Consider the following 24,734-nt stretch of genomic DNA (forward strand, 5'->3'; position numbering starts at 1 on the left):
CCATTTGGTTCTTTTTAGAGAACGTTATCATGATTTTCCTCTTATTTACTGCACTTCCCTTATAATTTTAAATTTTATAAAGAACGAAAAATTTCTTATAATGAACAAAAAAATGCCAGTATACAGGGGAGAATTCAGCACAATGATTGGAAGAATAATTCGTTTATACCGCAGAAGAAAAGGCTACTCTATTAATCAGCTAGCAGTTGAAGCAGGTGTCTCTAAATCTTATTTAAGCAAGATAGAACGGGGGGTTCACTCAAATCCGTCCATCCAATTTCTGAAAAAAGTATCCGCCACCCTTCAGGTCGATCTGACGGAGCTTTTTGATGCCGAAACGATGCTGCATCAGATGGGAGACACAGAAGATGAGTGGCGCATCCACCTTGTGCAGGCCGTGCAGTCGGGCATGCCGAAAGAAGAACTGTTCACCTTTACGAACAAACTGACTGAAAAACGGCCGGAGCCCGCACCCTACCGCAACAGAAAACTGACTGAATCCAACATTGAAGAATGGAAAGCGCTGATGCAGGAAGCAAAAGAACTCGGCTTGTCCGTTCAGGAAGTCAGATCATTTTTAGAACGGAAGCGTTACTGAGGATATGCTGATGAAAGGGCTTTTATTCGCTTCATGTCTTCATCTCTGTTTATAATGAAAAGAAAAAAGGGGATGAAATCATGACAAAACTTACCGTTCAAACCCGCTGCGGCGCACTGAAAGGAACTGCCGGCCGCGGTGCCCGCACATGGAAGGGCATACCGTACGCGAAGCCGCCCGTCGGAGAGCTGAGATTTAAAGCGCCGGAGCCGCCCGCACCTTGGGACGGCGTAAAACATGCCGATTCGTTCGGACCGGTTTGTCCGCAGCCGGATGATATGCTGTCCATATCGTTTTCCGGGGATATACCGCCTCAATCTGAAGATTGCCTTTACCTCAACGTTTTCGCCCCCGATTCAGAGGGCGAAAAAAAGCCTGTCATGGTATGGATACACGGCGGGGCATTTTATTTAGGTGCCGGAAGCGAACCGCTTTACGACGGATCTGCCCTTGCCGCTGACGGAGATGTCATTGTCGTGACACTCAATTACAGGCTCGGACCGTTAGGCTTTTTACATTTGTCTTCTATTCATGACGCGTATTCCGCCAATATCGGGCTGCTCGATCAGATCGCCGCGCTGCGCTGGGTGAGGGACAATATCTCCGAATTCGGAGGAGACCCGGATAACGTTACGATATTTGGTGAATCGGCAGGCGGCATGAGCATCGCTGCGCTTATGGCAATGCCTGACGCAAAAGGCCTGTTTCATAAAGCCATTTTAGAAAGCGGCGCCTCTCATACGATCCCGGCGGATATGGCAAAAGACATCGCGGCGGCATTTATTCATGAAGCCGGCACTGATCAATTGCAGGAGCTTTCCGTTAATGACCTGCTTAAGACTGCGGATAAAGTGCGGCGCTCACTGGATCAAAACATTTTTCAGCTTTTGTTTCAGCCCGCCATCGATCCGGCCACATTGCCTGCGGAACCGGTGAAAGCCATAGCTGACGGGGCCGCAGAAGGGATACCTATGATCATCGGAACCAATCGTGATGAAGCATATTTGTTTTTCACCCCTGATACAGATATTCATTCCGAGAAAAAGCAGCAAGATTATTTGCATTATCACCTCGGAGAAAACTGCACCGAGCAAGCGGCAGATTTATATCCGCATTCATTAAAGGGACAAATCGATATGATGACGGATCTGATTTTCTGGCGGCCGGCTGTCGCTTTCGCACAAGGACAGTCCCAGCATGCACCGGTCTGGATGTACCGCTTTGATTGGCATGGCGAAACACCGCCGTTTCATAAAGCCGTTCACGCTCTGGAATTGCCGTTTGTGTTCGGAAACTTTGATTCTTTGAGAAAGACGCTGCAAGAACCGCTCGGTGACGACGCAGAACAGCTTTCCAAACAAATCCAATCCGCATGGCTCGCTTTTGCAAAAACCGGAAACCCGAACACCTCTCACTTCAATTGGCCTGAATATGAAACCGATTCACGCGAAACTTTGCTTTTCAACACGGATACCGCTGTCGAAAGTGATCCCGATGCAGCAAAACGCCGCATCCTGTTTCAAGCATAAAAAACGCCAAGGGAGCCGGCTCCCTTGGCGTTTCGTTTTCATCTTACTTCAGACATCGCAGAATATCCGTTTCCACATTACCCCTGATATGTTATATTCTAACCCAATAAGTTAAACAAACATTCATAAAGGAGTTTTTATATGGAGAAATCAAGTATTATCGGCACAGCTGCCGTTATAATTGGGGCGCTTATGACCTTAGTTTCATTTATCTTCCTGCGCGACACTGATTTCTATGCTGTGAGGTGGATAGGGGTTGTTATCATGGTTGCAGGGTTTTCATGCGGGCCGGCCCACACCATTTCAAAACATAAAAACAAACATGAAAAAGAAACCCGGTAACCTTTACTGGGTTTCTTTCATACACTTCATTTCATCTCACTTCATAATGCAACTCCGCAAATTGCTTATAGCGCCTGACATCAGTCAGCTTCAGCCCTGTCTCCCGGTCTCCGGGTTTGAACAAAGAAATTCCGCGGCCGAGCAGAACGGGAGCGATCTGAATGATAAACTCATCGACAAGTTTTTCCTCCAAAACCGGGTGCAGCAGATCACTCCCGCCGACAATCCAAATCCGCTTGCCTTCTTGGCGTTTCAATGCTTTTATAAAATCGGCAGGCTCTTCATGAATAAACCGCACATGTTCAGTGCACCCGGTCAATGTCCGCGAAAACACATAGCATTCTTTACCTTTGTACGGAAATTCCTCAGGCAATAAAACCAATATTTCTTCGTATGTTTTTCTGACCATGATGATCGTATCGACAGATTCATAGAAAGCTTCATAATCGGTGCCGTCTTCACCTTCAGTTCCGATTAACCAATCTAAAGAGTGATTTTCCCGCGCAAGATAGCCATCTGCGCTGACAGCTCCGTAAAAAACGAGCTTTCTTTGACCGCTCATAAAAATCCCTCCCCCTTTTTTATTATACCTTGAACATGCGGATGAAATGAAAAATGATAGAACCGGATAAAAACCCCTGCTACCGGGTTTTCGTTTCTTCCTGCTTTGGAGATGCTGTTAATATGCCGTCTATCCATCTTCCGGTAATCGGCATAAAGAAATGAAGGATGATCCCGCCTAAACAAACGGTTAATAACGTTCCGATGCCTACCGGACCTTTTAGCATCACGGCCAGTATGAAAAATATGAAGTAAATGACCGTTCTTGAAAAAAAGATGCTTCTCCCGGTTAAATCGCGGACAATTAGCGTTAACCGATCAACCGGGATCGGGGCGAAATTTGTGTGCAGATAGGTTGCGGTTCCTATCCCTATCACAACTAAACCGATTGCAAAACAGCCCGCTTTTCCGTACCATAGTTCAGGCGTTATGACTCGATGCAGAAAAAAAAGCCACATATCAATCCCGATTCCCGTTATAAACGCCGTAATCATCCCTGAAAATTCCGGTCTTTGCCTTTTTAACATTGAATTACAGCAAATTAACAGGAAAGCGATGATGATTTCCCAGCTTCCCACGGTAAGCCCTGCATGGACGGACAATCCCACAATAAGCGCATCAAAAGGCGACGTTCCAAGATCTGATTGAATCGTGACAGAAATACCAAAGGTCAAGATCATGATTCCTAAAACATAAAAAACATATTTCACTTTATCGTCCTCATTTTCTTAATTTATGTTGCAAATACAACAAAATTACGGTATGTTTACTATACGGTATTTTCATTGCAAATACAACAAAAAATCAGCTGATATGATAAATGAAGAAAGGAGCTGTATGACCATGAGTATTCAATTAAAAAAGTGCAGCCTTAACGATATTACAGAGCTCCGGGAGATAAGCATTGAAACATTCAATGATACATTTAAGGATCAAAATTCACCTGAAAATATGAAAGCTTATTTGGAAAATGCATTCCGCTCTGAACAGCTGAAAAAGGAATTATCCAATCCGTCTTCTCAATTCTATTTTGTTTATTATCATGATGACCTTGCGGGGTATGTAAAAGTCAACATGAACGAAGCACAGTCAGAAAAAATGGGGGAAGATTCTCTTGAGATTGAGAGAATTTATATAAGAAAAAGCCATCAGAAACACGGGCTTGGCAAATATCTGCTGAATGAAGCTGTGAAAATCGCAACAGCACACAACAAAAAGAACATCTGGCTGGGCGTATGGGAAAAAAACGAAAATGCAATCGCCTTTTATCAAAAAATGGGGTTTGTCCAAACCGGAGAACACTCTTTTTATATGGGGGATGATAAACAAGTCGACTTTATCATGACCAAAACCCTGTCGTAAAAGGATACAAAAAACCCGGCCAAGCTGCCGGGTTTTTCTCTTATTTTAATTTTCCCGCACGGATATCATCGGTCATTCCTTCGTACGGCGCTTCTGAAATCAATGTTTCGTTATTGATTCCCGCATTGTTGAGATACGTAATGTCCGCAAACTCGGGAACGACATATTTCGGGTACGTTTCATATTTCTCACGTGACTCTTTCATCACGTCAATGTAATCATTTTGGTAGCACACCGTGATTTCCGGATGCTCATGCACCCATTTCGGGAAGAAAATAATTCCGTGCATCCGTTTTTCATTCGGCATAAAGTTTAAGGAAACGTCTGTGCCTGTCGGTTCAGTCCATGACACTTTGTATACGCCTTCTGTCAGCTTGACGATATTCACTTCCTGGTCGCGCACCCAGCGGCCGCCTACCATTCCGCTATGAATCCGATAGTCGATGGTATGATCATTTTTAATATAGATTTCATACTCCCAGCCGTTTTCATACGTGTAAATCATATGGCTTCCGATAAAGTTTTCCATGTTGACTCACTCTCCATCTTATTAGTGAATTTCATAAATATCTAACCGAATGTCATCCGGCAATCTGACCGCAGCCCCGATAAACAGCCGGTCCTGCAGATGCTGATATGCCTCACTGCTTGTTTCAAACACAGGCACAGTGCGGAAATACACGTGCTCGGGATCAATGATGCGCCCCTCTGCAGCCTGTTGGCGGAACGGTTCACTGACTTGGCGGATGCCGTTGTTCTCTACATAGATGACTTCATGCTCCTCCGTCTCCAGCGCATATCTGGCAGAAAGATCAACCCGGCCGTTCGGACGGATGATCTGGGCATCTGCCCCGCCCGGAAGAACACGTCCCTTTACGGCGCCGCTGACCGTTCCGCCCCGTATCGGAATCAACTGCCTTTTCCCTAATCCAGTCTGCCCCGCAACGATCGGTTCATCCACTTCAATCTGCAGAGACATCACTTTTTTTAAAGAAGGTTCCTTCAAGACGTATCACCTCCCGAGTTATTATGTTTACTTGAACATGTAACTATTTACACGTTTAATTGTAACGCTGTTAAAATGGACTGTCAAATAATGAGCTGTTTCCGGTTATGTTTTACAGTGTTCAATAAAAAAGACAAGGGCGGCACATGCCGAAACCCTTGTCTTTTTCATTATGCTCATATATAAAAAATGCCAGACGAGCGTCTTCTTAGTAATCGCAATCTTTATCTCTGCATTCTTTCTTTCTTACAGCGTCTATTGAGTGCCCCATGATCTTGTCATTTGCCTTATCGTAAGTACCATCGAATTTATTCGATGTATCACCGTTGTAATAGCCAAATACCTCTATCCCGCCCATTGGATCTATTTCGTATTTATCTTTAAATGTAACGTTATGTATTCCTTCATAATTCAATTTGGTAAATTTATCCATTCGTTCTTGAGCAATCTTTATCTCTTCAGCCTGAACATTTTTATCATTCATACTCTTCATTATAAAACATCCGGCTGCTATAAAAATAACCATGAAGATAATAATGTTTTTTTTCACAGAATCATCCGTCTCATGAGTTATGATGAAGCTCGCGGACTGGAACAAATGGTCGGTGACATCCGGAGCATTTAGGCGTGTTAAGATTTTTCTTCCGCATCCACAGAGGAGCTCCCTATTTTGTCTCCTACGGGATCATATAAGCCGTCAAATTCTTTAGTTTTATCGCCGTTTAGATATCCTTCAACTGTAATTCCGCCGGTTGGATCAATAAAATAATCATCATAAGAAATTTTCTCTATACCCTTGTACTCACTACGCAAGTACTCGGTCATTTTACTTTTGGCTTTTTCGAAAAGAGCATTTTCTTCCTTTTTCACATCATATTGATGCTTCATAACCAACCCTCCAACGGTTATAATTAACACTAGAACAATAATAAGGTATTTTTTCAAAAAAAATCATCCCTTTCCCTACCCTATTTTACATGACAAGAAAGGTGCTGTATATCTTGAGCAAGAAAATCAGGACTTCAAACCTGACAGATGAAACATATTACAGGATGAGTCAACGTGCTTATAACTATGACTATCTTAAACGGAAATTAGAGAAGAACGATTATATACGTATTAATTCTTCCATTTCAAAACCTACTTACTGGTACGTCGATCAAATAAAATCAGACGATAATACAGGACTTGATGCGGTTGTATTAGTACAAGCAGTGAAGAATAACAGAAAATGGATAAAATCAAAAAGCCCCGAAAACGTGGTCGTCGCCTTTGCGGGAACCGATATCGCAAAAGACCCGATCAATGACGGCGTAAAAGCGGACGGCGGCAATATTGTTTTCGGAAATAATCCGAAAAAAGAAGTGTATTATATTGTGAAAAAAGACGCGGAGGATACCTCGAAAACACTCGGGACCTATCACGGCACACCTTCTCAAGACGCCATGCTCACAACCGGAAAGTATAAGCTGATGACGAAAACATCGCAAATTGATCAAGCCGATCAGCTGGTACGCAGCGTAAAGAAAAAGTATGCCGGAACGTCAACGATTATTTCAACAACCGGCCATTCACTCGGCGGCGCTGAGGCCGAATACAGCGCGGTGAATAATGATGTGTATGCCGTCGCGTTTAACAGTCCTTCCGTCGTGAAGCTGCACGATGAAGAAACACAGAAAGAGATCAACAGCGGCATATATGATCCTTACATCCGGTCAATTATCAATCCGGACGACATGGTCGGGGCAGGTTATTGGAACGAATATGACCGCCACAACGGGACAACGATTTACACGAAAAACCCCTCTCTCTCACAGTTCAGCCGAAAGCAGCGGCTTGATGGGAAATTGAGCGAGCAGATCGGAAAAAATCTCGCTTATTTCTTCACTACCGTCATTCTGAGAAATCCGGATACACACGGCTTAAACGAAGCAAATTTCGTGTTCGACAGAAACGGAAATATCGCAAATCCGAACGGAGATGAATTAGTCTTTGATAAAAACCTCGGCGCTCTTCTGCCGGCCGGTGCAATCGGAAGCGCAGATACAATAAAAGTAACGCCGACAAACGCAAAGAAGCTGGCTGAAAAGGTGCAGGCAATGACTGAGGATTTGCGGACGATGAAAAAAGAAGCGCAAAACGCCTATCAGGAGCACGATGAAAAAATTGCCGAACTGAAAACAGAATTCTACGGTCAAGTCGGACACGGCTTGTATGATCAGCTTCAAGCACAGGACGTGACCAATACCATTGAAGATATTGCGCTATCTTACGATAAAGGCCCGATTTTTTATGACACTCAGGCTGAGCAGGCGTTTATTGATTCTTTGCAGGCAGCGATCACAGACCTTGAAGAGATCGGCGGATTCTTACATAAAATAGCAGACGAATTTCAGGAAAAAGACCAGATGCTCGCAAACTGGTTAAGATGATAGAGGTGGATACATAATGCCGACATTAGACGAACTTTTAGAACACAAGGACGATCCAATGAAGAAAATGCTGCAGCGGCAGATGCTGAAAACAGGGATGACGCAGGCAGCGGGGACAAAATTGGAGACAGTGCGCCGAACGCTGAAACCGACATTCGAAATGGATACGTTGAAAGATGAATTATATGAAGTGTATTCAGCACTATTGAACAGCTTTGAAGGCAAGGCGCAAAAAGCTCTCGCGCAGCGGATCAGTGAAAGTGCGCGGCTGATTGCCGGCACCGAACATAACAGAGACACATTCGTTAACAGTTTCAAAACAAGATAAAATAAAAAAACCTCACAGATTTAACATCTGCGAGGTTTTTCCTATCGTCTTAACTGAGACGCGCTCGGAGGGATTCGAACCCCCGACAGACGTGGTACCGGAAACCTATAACGATATTTCATCCGTTCGAGCATCCGTAACCTTTACGGACACTTAATGCGATTAACGGTCCCGAATTTAAGGACGCGGATACCGCATGTACTTGTCCGTATTATATACCGAGTATTCTCCGCACGTCAACACGCTGATAAATAAAAAAAACGCCCCATCCGATTAAGGACAGGGCTGTTTATTATTTCGAAATTCCCTCGCGCGCTTTCATCAGGCGGAGGTCGTTTTGTATTTCTCGAATGTAACTAGAATCGGATTCCTTGTGGTGTAAAATACGAGCCAGCCCGATGAGCACGCTGCCGAAGAAAGCCGCCCCTAAAAAGGAGGCCGTAGCGTAAATCCATCGTAGCGGGTGCGGTTCGGCATACGTATAGCCTTCCGATAAGCCCGGTGTATATGTTTTCAAGCCGAATCCAAGATACAAAAACGCGATAATACCTACTGCAAGTATAGCAAATCCAACGTATTGAATAAATTTAACCAAATTCCACGCCTCCCCTATTCGTAGTTAAATTATACTATCCGACCATCTTTTTCCGCAATACCTGTTCGTTATGTAAACGGACACCTACGTATTCATACGCAAGCGCCCGCAAAAAGTTCCGTTATTTTATTTCGTAGTTCCCTCTCGTTTTGTTCCGATTTCAAAAAGACCCGTCGCGGCCAGACCCGCAAAGCCGCCGGCCCACAAACGCAGCACCAAGTCGAGGTCAGTAAACGGATAGGCAATCGCGCCCAATCCGATGCCGATGACGAAACTGAGAGCCGGCACAATATTCGTCGGTAGCTTAACCGTTTTCTTAACGAGCTGAACGAGCGCCGTTAAGATGGGCGCGAGGATAGTCGCGAAAATTAATACTTCTTCCATAATTATCGTCTCCCTTTTCGTTTACTTTACTGTTGCGCCTGTGGACTTCGCGGCATAGATATTTACCTTTCCGAACTGGTCCGTCTTGATCGTGTACACGTCGGTCTGTGGATTGCCAAGAACCTCGTACTTCAGGCCGCCGAATTTCTTAGGACGCAATAATCCGCATTCGTTCCCTTTGACCGGCGCTTTGTTGGTCGGATAGATGCGCCATGAGTCGGCAGACGCCGGAAGGTAAACGTATTTTTTACCGCTGGATGACGGTTTAGAAGAACCGGCCGCCCCCGTCAGTTTTAATACTTGGCCGACCGAAATCTTATTCGCATTCTTAATGCCATTGTATGCTTGTAACTTCGCCATACTGACGCCAGTTTTCACCGCAATTTCGGACAAAGTGTCGCCTTTCTTAACGGTGTATGTCGATCCGGATGTTTTGGCCGGCTTGCTTGCGGAGGACTTGCCGCCGAGTGCTTTGAGTTCCGCAGCGATTGCCGCTTTTACGGATTCCCAACGGCCTTCCGCTAATACGCGATGCGGGCAGTATTTGCCGGACCAATCTTGGTGTTTGCGCAGACGATCGATGCCCCATCCGCGTTCCTTCAGCAATTGCGCGATAAATTTGATCGCCAGTTTTTCGGCCGCTTCATACTTAGAACCGCCGGATTTCGAGTAGCACACCTCGACGCCAATAGACGTCCGGTTTCCGGAATTTACGCTGCTACCATCTCCGCAGTGAAATGCGTTACGGTCCGTTGGAATACCTTGAACGACTTCCTTATCGTCTACTGCGAAATGGTAAGACACTTCGTTGCTGTTTCCGATCATATATCGGATCTCTGCGTCTGCTGAAGCATCGTTGGCCGTATTGTGGAACGTGATGTACTTCGCATCCATTGAATACGGACACTTAATCGAATACTTACTCGCAGACACTAGGTTCTTACGTACTGAAATCGCCATTAAATCGTCCCCTTTTCGTATTTTTCGCATTAAAAAAGCCCGCCGGGACTCTCACCTGACGGGCGTGGTGCGTTTATTCGGTTATTCTCTTCCGCGGAATTTCTCTTCGAGTCTATCGATCTTATCGATGATGACGTCGTACTTATCGCTAAATTTATCGAGTAGATCTTGTAGCCGCGATTCACGCTCACGGTTCGATTTCATTACGTAAATCAGCAGCCACGTAAAAAGGACCGCGAACGGCCCCTGCGTTAAAAAATATTTGAGTACGTCTAATTCGCCGCCGCTCAATAACTACGCCTCCTTTTCGTTATTTACTGAGTTACGATAGAACCGTCAGTCTTCTCAGAAGGCTCATCCCCGGGAGTCGGATAGACCTCTCCGGTAATTTCCTTGTATTGTTCCGACGTAATCTTTCCATACCGAACAGCATCTGCAACCATTTCTTTCGTCCAAAACCCTCGCTCATACCAACCTTTGATACTGTTATACCAATCCATTCAAGCACCTCCCGTTGTTGTAGTCATCATTTCGTAAGCTAACTGTGCGTTCTCTTTTTTGAGTTCTTCATATTTTGCCTGCATAAGCAATAACTCGTAAGCGAGCCCCGAATCCTGAACCAGAAGATCTTCCAGAAAAATAGTGGTGTCTTCCACGTGTCGCCCTCCTTTAAGCTAATGGAATCGTTATATTTACAGAGATTTTACTAATTCCTGTCTCACTATTTACGGTTCCGCCAGCCAGATACAAGTCGCCGTTGACTCGGTAATCCATTCGCAAGTATCCGTATGTTCCGACAGTTGCAACAAGGAATTCGATCGGATTTTTTATCTTCGGCAATCCTGATGCGATGATCGTATTAAACGTAGACTTAAATCCTCCATTAAGCTGAATTTCATCTCCTCCATTTTTAGTTCGGAACCGCAACGGGGATGCAGCGTCAGTGATTGCACCGTTTATTAAAGGAATGACCGTCCACACACTCGTGAGTTGCCCCACTTTTGTGTCTGCATAGGCTTTAGCGTCTGTCAGTGCTTTATCTGCCTTTGATTGCGACCCTTCTACCGATTCGAGTTCGCGCCACGACGTCCATGAATCTGAACTCGCGACCTTATTACGCATAAATTTCCGCCGGCCCGAAGACGTAGAATCGTTGCTGCTATAGGACGTGTATTCCTGATACGCGTACGTGCTGTAGTTATTAACGATAAGATAGCCGTTGTTATTTACCGGGGCGTTTAATGCCGTCGTTGCGCCGCTCATATAATAGAAGCCGGTATCTGTAACCGCATTAAAATCGATGTCTGTCATGTACTGTGCCGCGCCAGTATCCTGCGTCAATTTAAACAACTGCGATCCATTCCACTTTTCCTTCTCAACTTTTGATGTGTGGCGTTCTCCGTTGTTGTCGTGTTGGCGAAACGCATAGTAGTCGGCCTGTCTAACATTTTCGACGTTACTAAGTCCGATCTGATCCTTTGTCACTGAGTGCGGATTATCAGTCCGGCCTGCGTGTGTGTCCGTGTACGCTTTGCTGTCCGTTAAGGCCTTGTCGGCTTTTGCCTGAGCACCGTCTGGCGTCTCCTGCTTCACATTCTCAACGTTCCCCAAACCGATTTGTGATTTCGTTACGCCATGCGGATTGTCCGTCCTTTTCGTATGAGTGTCCGTATACGATTTCGCATTCTTTTCCGCAGCATCCGCTTTTGCTTGCGCCCCTTCTTTCGTTTCAATATTTTCGAGGTCTTCGAATTTCTTGCGCAGCTCTTCGACTGTTTCGACCACTTCGTCATATAAGTCGTTGATTTGTTGGCGCAACGCTTCAAAGTCATCCACGTAGTATTCCGCCAACGGTACGATATCCGTATCAATCAGCGCCTTGTCGATGGCAAACGAAAACTTATGGATGGAAAGCGCCTGCTTATTAGCGTAATACAGATAAAGTTCCGCCTGCACATCGCCGCTGTGTCGGATCTCTTCGGCTGACAGAACGTACTGCGCAACCCCTTCGACTTTATCCGTAATATCTACACTTCTTATGAACCGGCTGCCGTCCGCCATAAACATGACGAGCTTTCCGGTAACGGCAGACAACGGCAATGGGACGCCATCCTTTGTTAACGAGAAGATTAAACGCGCCGTATCGATGTCTTGCGTGCTGAACTGTATGGCGGTTTTAATATTCGTTTTTGTCCGGCTCGTCACCTCAAACGCAAGTGGTGCGTTATTGTATATCACTGCAAAACCTCCTTAGTGCTGCGGCGTAACGATCATTTGAGCTACACCGTATCCTTTTTCCGCATCATACGGGGATTTGATTCTCATAACAGTCCCATAGCCGCCGTTTTCTGCCTTTGTTGCGATGCCTTCGATTGCTGAAACGCTATCCCCTACAGCCACTGTTTCGTCAATCCTGACAAAGACTTGACCGATCAGACCGATGACATGCCATTCGTCCCGAGAGTCACGCGGAACATATTCAAGAGTCGGATCATAGTCGGGGTTTAATTTTGGAACGCTTAACTCTTCGCCGCCATCGATAACCGTTTCGTAAACCAAGCCGCCGAATTCGTTTCTCTCGTACTGCTCGTTCCAATAGAACGCAGCACCGCCGAGCACCACGCCCGCAGTTTCCGAAACCACTCCGAGAATCTTATCTCCCTCGCCTGCTTTTCGTATCTTTTCGCCTTCTAGCGCGACGAGACAGCTTGAATCAATCTTCTTACCGTCAGCAGATTCGAAATACTCCGCGAAGTCTTTGAAATCTGAGACGCTCTCCACTCGCCCTGTGCCGCGAATATGGCCGCCAGTCGAATCGAGTTCCCATCTCGTATTTCCGACCGAGGCGCTTCCGCTTCCGTAGCCCCCTCTGACGCTGTATCCGTTATCGTTGATAACCCCGTTGGCAGCGAGTACGACCCTCGACGGCCCGTCACCTTTTGTATGTGAATTGTTTGACGCTATAACCGCTTGACGAGAAGCTGTTGTGGATGAGCCACCGCTGGCGCCTAAAACGACGTTTCTAGGTCCTTTCGTTGTACATCCGCCTGTGGTCGCAATGACTGCGCTTGTTTTGTCTACCGGATGTCCTGATGTCGAAGCTGCCCGAAACCCGCCTTTAATGTTATTGGGAACGAATGAATACTTTTGCCCTCCGAGAATTGCCGCATCCTTATAACCATACGACCGGACCATTGAAATATTTGTTTGTGTATTCGGAGACGTAACACCAGCCGTACCTCCCGACGTGTGCAGAATTCCGTTATCCAGATTGACGTTGTACACACCGCCTCCGATCTCGATGCCATTATGAGCCGAATCGTGAATAACGAAGTCCGAGATGAAGACGTCATCCGTCCGTTGATCGCCGCCAGTCACCTTAACATCGCACCCTGCATTTTTAAAGCCCGACACTTGGAGGTTCGTGACGCTGATTTTCCGACTTTTATACTGAAACGCGATTACTGAGTTGCCTCTGTAGTCGTATGTCGGGTCGCCTATAGCCGTAAACCCGATTATCTTAACGCGTTGATAAGCCGATACGACTAGCGCCCTTGGGCCTATTCCTTCGTATAGAGAATTAAATACAGGTTCTCTGGCTGTACAATCGACCAGCGTCACATCACGAGCCGTCTCGCTCCACGGATCTGATACGAGGTGGTGCCCGATGTGACGCAAATCAAATGATCGAACGTCTCGAAAAGATTCGTGACCGCGGATATGGACATTACATGGAGCTGGCCACTTAGCATGCGCTTTGACTTCTACGCCCCGAACATTCCCTTCTGTATAATTATCCACAACCCATACATGCTTGGAGCCATCATCCACTTCAATTCCGTTTGAATTTGAGGCCCCTTTATCGTGGGCTTTTCCGCTTGGATATGTCATTACGTTGTGAGTAATGAAAATATATTCGCTATAATGCGTGGTGATTCCGTCATCCCCATATCCAGACCCGATGCAGCGATCAACCCATACGTATTTACTACCTTTTGCGGTGTAATCATTCGTTGAAATATTGTAGGTAGGTGCCGTTATGTCAAAACAATGAAGACCCGGATTAATCCCCTCTACTTCCCGGACGATACCGAATTTCACTTGCGCAAAAGTTAAGCAGCTCGAATGGATACCTCCCGTCGCGCCTACCCCGCCTTGCCGCTCCGGATTCCAGTCGAGGGACATTCCTTGGACTACGATGTTCCGGTTTCCGGACTCCGGGTCCGCGTTAATAATGACCCACTCACTGGCCGGCGTATCCTCGTGCAGCTTCAGCGTAGTAACGCCCATACCTTGGCCGATCAAATACGTCCATGACGGCAGTTTGACGCCTTTAACGATATACGTCCCGGCCGATAGATTTAGCCGCACCTTACCGTTCCCGATCGCCTTTTTAAACGCTTCTGTACTATCGTTAACACCAGTCGGATCGGCTCCGTAGTCATCAACGTTTACATCGCGCTCAATTTTGCGTAAAAGCTTGTTATACTCTTTGTCGAGTCGCTCTTTCAATAAAGGCGCGATGTTTCCTTCCGCGTCTACACGAGCGTCAACGACCTCTTTTACGTTTGTACCATCCGCGTTAAGGATCAGATTCCTAATACGGTTATACAGGCCGTCGATATATGTGCGCAAAGAAAAACCGCCATGGTCGATTTGCTCCGACGTGTGGGCGGTTTTCGCGTTCTTATGTGCGGCCAGTTCCGTATATGATCCTTTAATATCGTCCGCAATATCATCGAGGTTTTGGTTGTGGTCGTTACGAAAAACACGGTCCCACGCTGCCCCGGCCTTTCTGTACGGAAATTTCGGCATTGTATTCCTCCTCGTTATTTATTCTCCAGCGCGGTCAGGCGCTTGTTTATAGATTCGAGCTGTTGCGAAAGTGTCGATATATCCACCGCAGCCGTACCGACCTTGATGCGCTTCAGCTTTGCGAAGTCGGCTGCGCTCATTAAGCCGTCAGTCGTTTCGGTAGCCAGCGAGACAGAAACTTGACCGTCGGGCCCTAATACGATACTCGCCAGCTTCACGTAGTCCGACGAACTCATAAGACCGTCAGTGGTTGCGTTTGCCCGGCCGTACGTAGGAATCGTCAGCTTTGTCGGATCGTATCCGTCTTCGTAAATCGCGTCTTTTCCGATGGTTATGTTTCCGCTTATGGCGCTGCCTTTCACTTTCCCAGTTGACGTATCGATAAGCTTGGAGAGCGTGCTCTGTGTACGACCTAGTTTTGCGACAGTTTTACTGATATTCGGCCGCAATTTTCCGAAAGTAAAAACAGACGGTTTATTCGGATTGGAATAAGATTCGACACTGACAACGCGTAGCTTGGTGCGAAGATCAAATGGTTCTAATATGCACCACACGTAATCGCCTTTTCGGATGTCCTGCATTTTCAAAGCTTCGACTTCTACATATGTCAAACTGATAGATATTTCAATCTTATCGGTCAGTTCTTTCTCTAGCCGCTGCTCAAGTTTCCCCTCGTCCTTTGCCGTGTAAGAGTCGTCGAATATTGGATTTGCGTGTTTAATTCCGTAGATTGCAGCCAAAGGGCTTTTGTATTCAGCTTCGACCGCATATTTCCCTGTCTTGTCGTCTTTCTTTCCGAAGCCCTTGATAAACGTTTTTATAGAAGAGGTGTCGATTTCCTGTGTCGGATCTTTTACATTTACTCGATCGCGAATAACATAGTCTGTATCTCTCGCTATCTCCTTCGCGAAGTACACTTTCTTTCCAATACATTCATATTCCGCCGAGTATTTTTCTTTTATATCGTTTAACAGTCCGAGCGAGTATCCATTCCCAAAATCCTCTACTTCAAATGAATCACCAAGACCATCCGGTACAACTTCGTAAGAATACCCGGAGCCTTTTAATGCGATATCCAGCATATCTTCGAGGTAAAGTTTTTTCTTTTTCCCCGAAGTCTCGTACACGTAATTTTCTCCGAGATCTGAAAATGATCGGTGCAGGGCCGTAATGTCGACCTTTAGTCTCTTGCTCCCGATCGGTACGTACCGTGTCTTTCTGATAACAAATTCCTCATCTTCATAAAATAGAGAACCCTCATTTTGTATCAGTGGAAAGGAGTGCACGTTCCGTTCCGTCTGTATAACTGATACATCTAAAGATCTACCGTTATCGATTTCATCTTTCTTTGTCACGCTGAAGTCCGTTAATGCTTCGACTTGATTAGCGAGATTTTTCACAAACAGACTCGACATGGCACACCTCCCTACGCGTAATAGTGGAATCTGAAATCAAACGCAATCTCAAAATCCCCGTTCGACCCGCTTAATTCGAATTCATTCCATCCGGGCTCTAGCGTGATAAGCCCGAAATTTGTCTGACCGAAGATGCTAACGTTCCCCTTTTTCGCAGTAACCCCGGAAATTTGAATCGCTTCCTTCGCGGTAGATTTGCCCGAAAACGTCCATAGATCGCCCGTCGTTCTATTTTTGATCGACAATTTATCAGACGCGCCCTTATACGTAATTTTCAAAGGCATGTATCTCGGATCTAGCCGGACGGCTCCCGCGTTGAAAATACGAAAAGTCTTCGTCTTGTGTTTGTACGAAGGGATATCGTCCGTCAGCCCTTCGCCTATCTGCCATTTGTTCACATCAAACGTAAACGCATCCAGTGTGGTGCCGACTGATTCGCAATAAGTCGCGGCGCTTTGGAAAGTCAGCGTAAAGTCTCCGAAGCTGCCGATTCTGTCAGGCGTGAATGATGCGCTCAGCTCGACTCGCCATCGCTTTTTCGGCGTCGCTTCCGAAACTAAAAAGAACTCCTCCTCGCGATGAAGCGCGTGAAAGAGTTCCGCTTGTAATAAATGAAAATCAACGTCATCCGCTCCGAGCAAGAGACATTCGGCAGTCAACGTTCGGGCCCCGAAGTTTTTTCCTACTCGAACTAAGCCGTCTCTCCCCGGAATCGTTTCGTAATCGATATCGGGAGTGGGCGAAGCAATCTTGAAACTCCGTACAAGGACCGATAAATCGCGAGCCATATCGATTATGCGTCCATCCTTGTAAAGTATCCGGAAGTTGCTATCCGTAATAGGGACACCGGATGGAGGCGTTGTATAAACGCTTGAAAAAACATCGATAGATACCTCAGGCTCCTCAACGACAACCGGAGCCGGGTTGTTTGTCTCCGGCGCAGAAGGAGTAGATGGATTCGACGGTGATGGGGCGGTGTCATACTTCGTCAGGTTGTACGTTTCAATAATTCTGTTAAGCTTTGACGCGTAAGATGGGTCCGTTGCATAACCGGCATCTACTAGCGCAGCAGTCGCTTTCTTGTAGTTTTTCTCACCTACGACCGCCTTATAGTGATTCGGGTCCCAACTGACGCCGTTTACGTAAAGCTTCGCAAGGTCTTGCATCGACTCATACCACGTCGGGTACTTCCGGAACTTGGCGTCCACTTGAACGTTCCTTCCGTTTATTACTTCCCACGTTTTCATGATGACGTATTTTCCGTTATATTCGCCCTTCACTCCGAAAAGATTCTTTCCGTTAACGGCAAGACCACTGGTACCGTAGGCGCTTTCTAAGCACCCTTGCGCGATTACAAGACTGGCGAGAATTTTATAATTCACGTATATTTTCTGCGCATCCGGGGCGATTTTCTTTATGAAGTCCGTATTTCCCATTCATAATCACCTCCCGCTCCTTAGACTTTCTATATCGAGGCCATCTTGCTGGATCGCGCTTATATGCGGCTCAATGACGTGGCCTAGTTCGTATCCATCTACGATTATGGAAGCGCCACCCTTCGTCTTAATCGCCTGCTCAATCGAACTGAGCGCGCGCAACATATCCGAGGATAAGCCAGACTCTCCTCCGAGCCCTGACGTATGCCCTGCGTCTATCATTCGCATAAGATTCGCCTGCTGCGCTTCAGTAAGCACCATTTCGTTACGCAGGGCCCGGATATCGACTTCGTGGCTCATCGGATTAGCGAATTGAGACGCTAGGCCGCCGATGTGAAGTTTATTGATCTGCCCGAGGCCGATGACGCCGCCAGTGTGGTAGGCGCCGGCTACTTCCTGCCCTCCGTGGCCGTGCGTTTTCTTAAACGTTTTCTTCGAAATCTTAATCTCTTCGCCGGCCGAGTTATACGTGACTAGCACTTTTTTGTGTACATCTTTGCCGAGCTCGCTGTTCATCCGTTGAGCTTCTTCGGTGATATCTTGAACGCGTCCCTTAGCTGTCCGGAGGTTAGCGATTTCGTCGTCGATCGCTTTTACGGCATCCTTATATTTCTTCTTCTTTCTGTCCGCCGCATTGGTGTTATTGACAAGGTTTGCTCTTGCAGCCTGTAGACGGCCGATTTCTTCGTTGAGTACCTTAACACCTTCGCCCTTTTTCGCGGTTAATCCAACTTGCCGGAGCTCAAGGTCGATCATTTTCTGACGAATAGTATCCAGCTTAGATAATTCTTCATTCACCTTACCAAGCTCGGTCTTTTTAGCTGAAATTTTCTGTAAGCTGGTGTCTAATTGGCTTCTTAGAGTCTTTAAGGTCCCTTTCTGAACTTCAAGGACAGTCTCTTGTGAAGCTACTTCTTTCGTGTTTCCTTCGAGTTTAGCGTCTCTTATATTCCCTTCAGTTTTTTCAATTAGAGCAAGCTGATCTGCTACCTCACTCTCGCTTTTGTGCCTCTCTTTTGTCAGGTCTTTTATTTCTCCTGTAAGCTGCTTCTGCTTACTTAGATTGTCTTCATAATTTTTATTTGCGAGGTTTTTCTGCTTTTCCAGATCAAGTCGCAGATCCTCCGCCTTTTCCTCAGTCAGCCGCTTTAACGCCTTAGTATTTTTCGCGAACGCATTACCTTGATCGGTGATCGCAGCGCTTGTTTGCGGTGCCTTCTCTAAAACCTTGTCGTTAAGCGACAGATAGCGATCAAATTCACTGTTTGTCAGTCCGGATTTCTTACGCAGTCCTTCCTGCTCTTCCTTCATACGCTTAATTGCGTCGGAATCCGTTTCCGCTTTAATTCGGTCGTTCAAATCGAGGTAATACGAAAATTCATCCGCAGTCAATTTTGTCTTAGTCTGAAGTTTTTCAAACTCCGCAGATAAATCGTTAAGCGATTCAACTTCCTTCTGCTTAGCTTCAGCCGATTCTAAGCTCACGGTATTCATTTCGTCATAACCGGACTTAACACCGGTTAATAAACCGCCAAGAATCGAGAGCCCGGTGATCACCCATCCGGCCGGCCCCATCGCAACGAACAAACCGCGTACTGCGATTCCGAGTTTCATCATGGACGACGCTACCAGCGCCACCGCTGCCGCCGCGCCTGCCATTTCGAGGCCAGTCGTAATGATCCCCGGATTCAGTTCGCTAAGGAACTCGACCACCTTCGTACCGGTTTCGACAATTTTTCGGAAAGTAGGTAAAAACTCGTTTCCGATTTTGATGCCGAGGCCGTCGAGCGCAGACGTAAACTGTTCGAATGACCCTTTGAGGTTATCCATCTGCGTTTTCGCTACTTTGTCCGCTGTCCCGCCGGCTTCCTTCAGCGTCTTCGAGTAGTTGCGCAGTCCCTTTTCCCCCACGCCCAAGAGCGTAACGAATCCGGAAGCCGCTTCAACTCCGACGAGCTGTGCCGCCGCTGCCGTTTTCTGCGCCGACGTCATCCCTTCGAACTTCTTCGAAATATGGCCGACGAGCTCCGGTATCGGCTTTAGATTTCCGTGTGCGTCCTTTACTTCGATTCCGTACTTTTTCATCGCCTTGGCCGACTGACCGACCGGATTCGTAAGGTGTAAGAGTGACGCACGAAGCGCCGTACCCGCCATCGATCCCTGAATACCGGCATCTGACATTTTCGCAACGGCTGTCGCAGTATCTTCGATTGAATATCCGAGAGAGTGCGCAACAGGGGCGACGAATTTCATTGCATCCAGTTTGTTATCCTACCGGCTCTTTATCCGGTAGTTCTTACGGTTTCCCGCAAGCTCAGACTATATCTTCACCCGCGTCAAAGACGTTAGGGTGCCACGCGCTCGTGGGTGTTTCATCATAGCTAATACGCCGTAGACTACTTCACCTAGTCGTTACACGTTCCGCAAGTTTCCTATGCGGCTTCGCTCGGTATTCTCATATCACTTAAAAACTCCGAGACTACAACCTCAACCCTATTTAGATCCCAATAGGGAATCCTTAGTAACGGAATGCGCTTCCGTTCACAGTAGTCGTTTTTGATTCCATCTCGAATTTTAGTTAATCTCAGTCCTTCTTTCCCGCCGAAAAAATCAATTGCTTTAAAGTGTTGTCTGCCGTCGAACTCGATTAAGCCTATAACCCTCTCGCCCTCTGTAATGGCGAAATCAAAAAGTAACGGTTTTTTGTATTTACAATCAGAAAATGAATATTGGATTTTAAAAGAGATTTTCCGCTTAACCAGCAAGCGCTCGATTAAATTTTCTCCCCGGGAAATGGAGCACTTCGGGCATTCATTCCTTTTTGTTAATAGATTATTAGCCGAGGGCTCAAAGACGTGGCTGCAAATGTTGTGCCTAACTCGTACTTTTTCCCTACTGGTTTTGTACGGAGTAAGCAACGCATAGTCATTACCGTACATCTCCTGAAATCGCTTTTCAAATTCGTCAGGACTTAGTCTTTTTGACAGTCCTACACGAGCTTTAGCGCATACAGGACACCCTGTGTTCTTTCTGATGAAATCTTTAGGGCATAGTAGAAACTCATTGCCGCAAACTGTACACAAGGTCTTAACACGCGTTACATTATTCACGTAAGTTCCAAGAATTCTATATTTTCCTTCCGTACGGTCATTAACAATTTTCAAAAATTCTTCATGTGTTCTTTTTTTCGGCATAAAAAAATCCCCCTCTTTAACTGCGAAACTTTTTAAAGAAAAGGACTGAGCGTTTACTTATTATTTAAAGTGACTTAGAGTTCACCGAATTCACGTGGTGTTACGCTGCTTGTTCCCAAGCGGCCGGGCAATTTTGTTTACCCAATTGCGGCAGATCCGTATTGGCCGTCGTCATCGCTTTTACGAGTACGTCAACGGCGTGTCCGGAGTCTTCTGCTTTAATGCCGAAGCCGGTCATGATATTCGAAACGATATCCGCTGAACGGCCGAGTCCTTCGCCTGAAGCCGCAGCCAAGTTAAGCACGGCCGGCAACGATCCGACTTGCGCTTTTACGCTGAAGCCCGCCATCGCGAGGTATTGAAGACCTTCGGCCGCCTCGACTGCGGTGTATTTTGTTTCGGCGCCCATCTTAGCCGCGATGTTCTTCAGATCTTCGAAGTCCTGACCGGTCGCGCCGCTGATCGCTTTAACTCGCGACATGGCCTCCTCGAAGTCAGCCGCTTTCTTGACGGAGACACCGATGCCGGCTACGACTGCGCCTCCGACCGCAAGCGAAGCCTTTTGGACGAGGGCCATTTGCTTCGAGAGATTCGCAGATGAACGGCCCATTTGCGCCATATCATTTCTAATCTGTGCCTGCCTACGCGTCCAGTTTGACATGTCTAATTCAATACGCGCCCGGATTTCTCCGACTGTTGTTCCGGCCATCTATTTACCTCCTTTCCGAAAATTCCCCTGTAAAGCCCGTAGTTGTTCGAATTTATCACGGTCGAATTTCACTTCAGGGCGAAGTCCTGCCGCCCGAATCAACGTATTCATGAGCTGTTTATACTCGTCGTCCTCACTTGCCCGGCTATTCGTTGCAAGAAGTACGCGAATGTCTTCTATCCGCCTTACCGCGCCTCGCTTCGTCTTGGCGCGCACAAATTTCGGGATATCTACCATATAAAACTCGTTTTCTATCTGATACTGAGTGGCGCCTAAACTGATAGCCGCTTCGATTAGATAGTCGTCAATCGTATACGGATCGCCCTCTTCGTCTACTTTTCGAGTTTCGGAAGAAGGCTCTTCACGTTTTTTGCTTGTGAATCAAGGCGGTTCTTTTTAACGGTGAGCCTGATGTACTCGATAATTTCGTCTGTACCAACTTCTTCATGGATGTACTCAGCATCTACGCCGCTCAATAATGCCGTAATCTCGACGATCTCATCCATGCCGACCTCAATTGCGTTCACTAAGTACGAGTAGAACTCCACTTTAGGTGCGCTAAAGACTTCCAGAACGAGAAACGGAATTTTATCGAGTGCCGCGAAAAGCTGTTTCCATTTGGCCGGAGTAAGTTTCGCAACCTCGGCCGGATACTTTCCGAGCTGGACCGAATCAGTCTCCTGTTTCTTTTTGAAAATGTTCATGCGACTCTCCTTTCGTTAATTAAAAAGACACCGCCTCTCGACGATGCCTTTCGTTTGTTATTCGCTGCCGGTTCCGGAAGAGGTCCCGGCCGTTTCGTCGCCCATAATAAAAAGATCGCCGTCTCCCATCGTGTCCGGATAACCGGTAAACGTTAGGTTAGCGATCCTCTCATTATCGGAATCATACGTATATTCGATGTCAGTCGACGCACCAGCTAACGGAATCGTGAGCCAGTCGTTGGCCGTCGCTTCCGGATCTGTCGGCTTAATTCGTAAAGGCTTCGCATCCTTCAGTAAGTCATATCCGGCTTTTCCGCTGACCACCAGCTTCTTTTTGTCTCCGTCAGACACGTACTTACTGTTCGGCACCGCCTTATGAATCTTTTCTAAATCATAGATCGCAAACGGTACGGTACATTCGCAGGTTCCGCCCTTTGTCCGTGAACCTACGATCGAGTCACCGTATTGGTCGACCGTTGTATCCTGCTTAGACATCTGCGCCTTAAAAACGATGCCGCCCTTCGTGATGTCAAACGTCACCATATCCTTACCCTCGCCGTATTCGACGATTGCGGGGCCGATAGGAACTTGAATCGTTTTAATTCCAGCCATCCGTTTTCCTCCTTTATTTTTGCATTAAAAAAGCGCCCGGTTAGGGCGCACTACACAATCGAAATTTAACGAGTATTGGGGACGATCATTGTCGTCGTATCCGATAAATAACGGCACCGAATTGGCCGCGCGGATAACAACGATTGAGCTATTACCGATAAACACTTCACGGAGATTCGTTAACGCTTCCTGAAGCTGATACGCTTTCTCTTCGCAGTCAGCGTCACCGCGGGCCTTGCCTCGTACGATTATCTGAAACGAAGGCTGACTCTTTCCGGTCCATTGAGACGGAGGAAATCCGCCCGTAAATCGCACATAAGTACATTCATCTGCCGCATTCCGCGGGAATCCGTTTGCGTAATAAACGCCGTCAACCCGCGACTGTATAAACGAGATTAATTCGGTTATCTTCAACGAGTATCACAACTCCCTTCTTACCGCGTCTGCTACGTGATTAATGTATTTCTGCGATTCACCTTTCAGCGGACGTTCCAGATATTTGTTGCCGACTGGATAACCGTTGATTCCGCCTGCACTTGCCGAAACTGGTCCGAGGTTGTAATCCGCTTCGTGAGTCCATAGCGCATAGTTAAAGCCTTTATCAACGGCTCGGAACGATACCTCACCGATCAGGCTATCGCGTTTTAGCGTAACCTTCTTTTTCATGCCGCGACGGAGCGTAGCTTTATCGATCGGGGCGATATTTTGCGCAAGTCTAGCGAGGTCATCCGTGTTATCATGCATCGCTGTCTTCGCTGCCTGCTCAACGGCTGCCTCTCGGCTATCCAACAACGATAGAAAATCGCCAGCATCCAACGTAAAACTCATACGATTACCTCGGTCAGAATCGGCTTACCGCTGACATGCCGTTTCACATTTATTTCCTTCGGTTTACGTTCAATAGTTTCGCCCAGCTCGTTCGTGAACGCGAGTGTATCCGTATACCTGATGTCGGCTAATGTATCGACCAATATACGCGCCGTGGCTACGACTTCCTCGCTCTTCACAACGCCGGAAGAACGTGAATTCGCAATAGTAGATCCTTCGTCGATTCGGCACTTAATTTCGAACGGCTCGACGTTCACAGGGTTTCCCCATACGTCTATTTCGTCTGAAGCACGAGTAACGGTCACGACCTGACGCATTGGTATGATCGCCAACTACATCACCGTCGCTTTTACGGTCCGGCCGCTAAGTTTTACGTCGTTCTCTTCTTCGATCAGGTCGATTGTCTTTTTGGGTATGAGAGACTCATCGTCAGCTCGAAGCGTTTCCTTATACGTAAACGACCCGACGCCGGTGAGTGAGAAAGACGCGATGCCGTGCTTATTCAGACGGTTCGTATCGTTATAAGCAGTCGCAAGCACATTCGTAAACTCGTAAACTGCGTCGTCAGGAATGACGTACTTACGAAACTTTCGAGCCAAGACGTCCTCGGCTACGTTTAGTACACGCTGCTGCTTTGCGAAGTCATAGTCGTTCCAATCCTCGTTATCGATTGTCATTCGGTTGATATATTCGTTTGCAGCTTCTACGCTTAAAGCCATACGCACAGCCCCCTTATTTTCCGGAGGACTTACGTGCAGGCTTTTTCGGCGCCTTAGCCTCCGGGGTGATGTCTGCATATCCGAAATTATTTACGAGATCGTCTCGTACTTCTTTCGAGTCGATTTCAGCAACGCCGGAAGAAAAAGAAACACCCGCAGTAACGCCGTTATAATGCTCATTTGGGGCCTGGATTTTATATTTCAT

The 24,734-nt window shown here is 46.8% G+C and carries 32 protein-coding genes; 6 read left to right on the forward strand and 26 right to left on the reverse strand.

What is annotated here, in order from left to right; translation table 11 throughout:
* Positions 1-142: 142 nt before the first annotated feature.
* The 3 genes from slrR (at position 143) to U2H13_RS16625 (ending at position 2,469) form a co-directional block, all read left to right on the forward strand.
* Complete coding sequence (slrR, locus tag U2H13_RS16615) at positions 143-598, forward strand: HTH-type transcriptional regulator SlrR (protein ID WP_017418863.1); 456 nt, start codon at positions 143-145, stop codon at positions 596-598.
* 80 nt (positions 599-678) lie between these two features.
* On the forward strand, positions 679-2,127 hold the full coding sequence (locus U2H13_RS16620) for a carboxylesterase/lipase family protein (protein WP_376700545.1): 1,449 nt from the start codon (positions 679-681) through the stop codon (positions 2,125-2,127).
* 141 nt (positions 2,128-2,268) lie between these two features.
* Complete coding sequence (locus U2H13_RS16625) at positions 2,269-2,469, forward strand: hypothetical protein (RefSeq protein ID WP_014418938.1); 201 nt, start codon at positions 2,269-2,271, stop codon at positions 2,467-2,469.
* A gap of 31 nt (positions 2,470-2,500) precedes the next feature.
* Here U2H13_RS16625 and U2H13_RS16630 read toward each other — a convergent pair whose 3' ends face one another.
* Together U2H13_RS16630 and U2H13_RS16635 are read right to left on the reverse strand one after the other, a co-directional pair.
* The gene (locus U2H13_RS16630; RefSeq protein WP_121984571.1) at positions 2,501-3,031 is read right to left on the reverse strand and encodes a dihydrofolate reductase family protein; all 531 of its coding nucleotides are present in this window, start codon (positions 3,029-3,031) and stop codon (positions 2,501-2,503) included.
* A gap of 79 nt (positions 3,032-3,110) precedes the next feature.
* Positions 3,111-3,740, reverse strand: a complete 630-nt coding sequence (locus U2H13_RS16635; protein ID WP_014305880.1) for a YitT family protein — start codon at positions 3,738-3,740, stop codon at positions 3,111-3,113.
* 133 nt (positions 3,741-3,873) lie between these two features.
* On the opposite strand from U2H13_RS16635, the gene U2H13_RS16640 reads away from it, so the two are divergent.
* Positions 3,874-4,392 (forward strand): GNAT family N-acetyltransferase, encoded by a 519-nt coding sequence (locus tag U2H13_RS16640; RefSeq protein ID WP_003151536.1) that lies wholly within the window; start codon positions 3,874-3,876, stop codon positions 4,390-4,392.
* A gap of 40 nt (positions 4,393-4,432) precedes the next feature.
* On the opposite strand, the gene U2H13_RS16645 is transcribed toward U2H13_RS16640, so the two are convergent.
* From U2H13_RS16645 to U2H13_RS16660, 4 genes are all read right to left on the reverse strand, one after another.
* Positions 4,433-4,921 (reverse strand): phenolic acid decarboxylase, encoded by a 489-nt coding sequence (locus U2H13_RS16645; protein ID WP_014305882.1) that lies wholly within the window; start codon positions 4,919-4,921, stop codon positions 4,433-4,435.
* Between the two features lie 21 nt (positions 4,922-4,942).
* Positions 4,943-5,398, reverse strand: a complete 456-nt coding sequence (locus tag U2H13_RS16650) for a DUF3237 domain-containing protein (protein ID WP_121984570.1) — start codon at positions 5,396-5,398, stop codon at positions 4,943-4,945.
* Positions 5,399-5,606: 208 nt separating this feature from the next.
* Positions 5,607-5,891, reverse strand: coding sequence for a DUF1433 domain-containing protein (locus U2H13_RS16655; RefSeq protein WP_160183218.1), 285 nt, complete (start codon positions 5,889-5,891; stop codon positions 5,607-5,609).
* Positions 5,892-6,028: 137 nt separating this feature from the next.
* Entirely contained in the window at positions 6,029-6,343 is a 315-nt protein-coding gene (locus tag U2H13_RS16660) for a DUF1433 domain-containing protein (RefSeq protein WP_021495239.1), read from the reverse strand.
* Positions 6,344-6,399: 56 nt separating this feature from the next.
* Between U2H13_RS16660 and U2H13_RS16665 the strand changes: the two genes are divergently transcribed.
* Together U2H13_RS16665 and U2H13_RS16670 are read left to right on the forward strand one after the other, a co-directional pair.
* Complete coding sequence (locus tag U2H13_RS16665) at positions 6,400-7,830, forward strand: lipase (RefSeq protein ID WP_376700546.1); 1,431 nt, start codon at positions 6,400-6,402, stop codon at positions 7,828-7,830.
* A 16-nt stretch (positions 7,831-7,846) separates the two neighbouring features.
* Positions 7,847-8,158: a hypothetical protein gene (locus tag U2H13_RS16670; RefSeq protein ID WP_007407407.1), complete on the forward strand. Its 312-nt coding sequence runs from the start codon at positions 7,847-7,849 to the stop codon at positions 8,156-8,158.
* Positions 8,159-8,450: 292 nt separating this feature from the next.
* On the opposite strand, the gene U2H13_RS16675 is transcribed toward U2H13_RS16670, so the two are convergent.
* The 20 genes from U2H13_RS16675 to U2H13_RS16770 form a co-directional block, all read right to left on the reverse strand.
* The gene (locus U2H13_RS16675) at positions 8,451-8,753 is read right to left on the reverse strand and encodes a hypothetical protein (protein ID WP_039063545.1); all 303 of its coding nucleotides are present in this window, start codon (positions 8,751-8,753) and stop codon (positions 8,451-8,453) included.
* A 126-nt stretch (positions 8,754-8,879) separates the two neighbouring features.
* The gene (locus tag U2H13_RS16680; protein ID WP_013351583.1) at positions 8,880-9,137 is read right to left on the reverse strand and encodes a holin; all 258 of its coding nucleotides are present in this window, start codon (positions 9,135-9,137) and stop codon (positions 8,880-8,882) included.
* Positions 9,138-9,158: 21 nt separating this feature from the next.
* A complete protein-coding gene (locus U2H13_RS16685) occupies positions 9,159-10,097 on the reverse strand; it encodes an N-acetylmuramoyl-L-alanine amidase (RefSeq protein WP_376700813.1) in 939 nt (312 codons plus the stop codon).
* 81 nt (positions 10,098-10,178) lie between these two features.
* A complete protein-coding gene (locus U2H13_RS16690; protein WP_045509347.1) occupies positions 10,179-10,388 on the reverse strand; it encodes a BhlA/UviB family holin-like peptide in 210 nt (69 codons plus the stop codon).
* Between the two features lie 23 nt (positions 10,389-10,411).
* Complete coding sequence (locus tag U2H13_RS16695) at positions 10,412-10,597, reverse strand: XkdX family protein (protein WP_029973250.1); 186 nt, start codon at positions 10,595-10,597, stop codon at positions 10,412-10,414.
* On the reverse strand, positions 10,598-10,753 hold the full coding sequence (locus U2H13_RS16700) for a hypothetical protein (protein ID WP_158649805.1): 156 nt from the start codon (positions 10,751-10,753) through the stop codon (positions 10,598-10,600).
* A gap of 13 nt (positions 10,754-10,766) precedes the next feature.
* Positions 10,767-12,335, reverse strand: a complete 1,569-nt coding sequence (locus U2H13_RS16705; protein WP_376700547.1) for a BppU family phage baseplate upper protein — start codon at positions 12,333-12,335, stop codon at positions 10,767-10,769.
* A 12-nt stretch (positions 12,336-12,347) separates the two neighbouring features.
* Positions 12,348-14,912, reverse strand: coding sequence for a peptidase G2 autoproteolytic cleavage domain-containing protein (locus U2H13_RS16710; RefSeq protein WP_376700548.1), 2,565 nt, complete (start codon positions 14,910-14,912; stop codon positions 12,348-12,350).
* A gap of 14 nt (positions 14,913-14,926) precedes the next feature.
* Positions 14,927-16,327, reverse strand: coding sequence for a phage tail protein (locus U2H13_RS16715; RefSeq protein WP_376700549.1), 1,401 nt, complete (start codon positions 16,325-16,327; stop codon positions 14,927-14,929).
* An 11-nt stretch (positions 16,328-16,338) separates the two neighbouring features.
* Positions 16,339-17,763, reverse strand: coding sequence for a glucosaminidase domain-containing protein (locus U2H13_RS16720; protein WP_029973255.1), 1,425 nt, complete (start codon positions 17,761-17,763; stop codon positions 16,339-16,341).
* A gap of 6 nt (positions 17,764-17,769) precedes the next feature.
* Positions 17,770-20,016, reverse strand: a complete 2,247-nt coding sequence (locus U2H13_RS16725) for a phage tail tape measure protein (protein WP_069449004.1) — start codon at positions 20,014-20,016, stop codon at positions 17,770-17,772.
* Between the two features lie 179 nt (positions 20,017-20,195).
* A complete protein-coding gene (locus tag U2H13_RS16730; protein ID WP_069449005.1) occupies positions 20,196-20,957 on the reverse strand; it encodes a hypothetical protein in 762 nt (253 codons plus the stop codon).
* A gap of 100 nt (positions 20,958-21,057) precedes the next feature.
* Entirely contained in the window at positions 21,058-21,666 is a 609-nt protein-coding gene (locus U2H13_RS16735) for a phage tail tape measure protein (protein ID WP_069449006.1), read from the reverse strand.
* Between the two features lie 332 nt (positions 21,667-21,998).
* Positions 21,999-22,370, reverse strand: coding sequence for a hypothetical protein (locus U2H13_RS16740; protein ID WP_029973258.1), 372 nt, complete (start codon positions 22,368-22,370; stop codon positions 21,999-22,001).
* 57 nt (positions 22,371-22,427) lie between these two features.
* Complete coding sequence (locus U2H13_RS16745) at positions 22,428-22,982, reverse strand: hypothetical protein (RefSeq protein WP_029973260.1); 555 nt, start codon at positions 22,980-22,982, stop codon at positions 22,428-22,430.
* Positions 22,983-23,006: 24 nt separating this feature from the next.
* Positions 23,007-23,396, reverse strand: coding sequence for a minor capsid protein (locus tag U2H13_RS16750; RefSeq protein WP_104678878.1), 390 nt, complete (start codon positions 23,394-23,396; stop codon positions 23,007-23,009).
* A 6-nt stretch (positions 23,397-23,402) separates the two neighbouring features.
* Positions 23,403-23,810 carry a hypothetical protein gene (locus U2H13_RS16755; RefSeq protein ID WP_029973262.1) on the reverse strand — a complete coding sequence of 136 codons (408 nt, stop codon included), beginning with the start codon at positions 23,808-23,810 and terminating at the stop codon, positions 23,403-23,405.
* The gene (locus tag U2H13_RS16760; protein WP_079890925.1) at positions 23,807-24,127 is read right to left on the reverse strand and encodes a hypothetical protein; all 321 of its coding nucleotides are present in this window, start codon (positions 24,125-24,127) and stop codon (positions 23,807-23,809) included. The genes U2H13_RS16755 and U2H13_RS16760 overlap by 4 nt, the downstream gene beginning before the upstream one ends.
* Positions 24,128-24,142: 15 nt before the next feature.
* Complete coding sequence (locus U2H13_RS16765; RefSeq protein WP_029973265.1) at positions 24,143-24,529, reverse strand: hypothetical protein; 387 nt, start codon at positions 24,527-24,529, stop codon at positions 24,143-24,145.
* A gap of 13 nt (positions 24,530-24,542) precedes the next feature.
* Positions 24,543-24,734, reverse strand: coding sequence for a hypothetical protein (locus U2H13_RS16770; RefSeq protein WP_069449007.1), 192 nt, complete (start codon positions 24,732-24,734; stop codon positions 24,543-24,545).

It is taken from the genome of Bacillus sp. A1 (assembly GCF_042296235.1).
Taxonomy (GTDB): Bacteria; Bacillota; Bacilli; order Bacillales; family Bacillaceae; genus Bacillus; species Bacillus velezensis.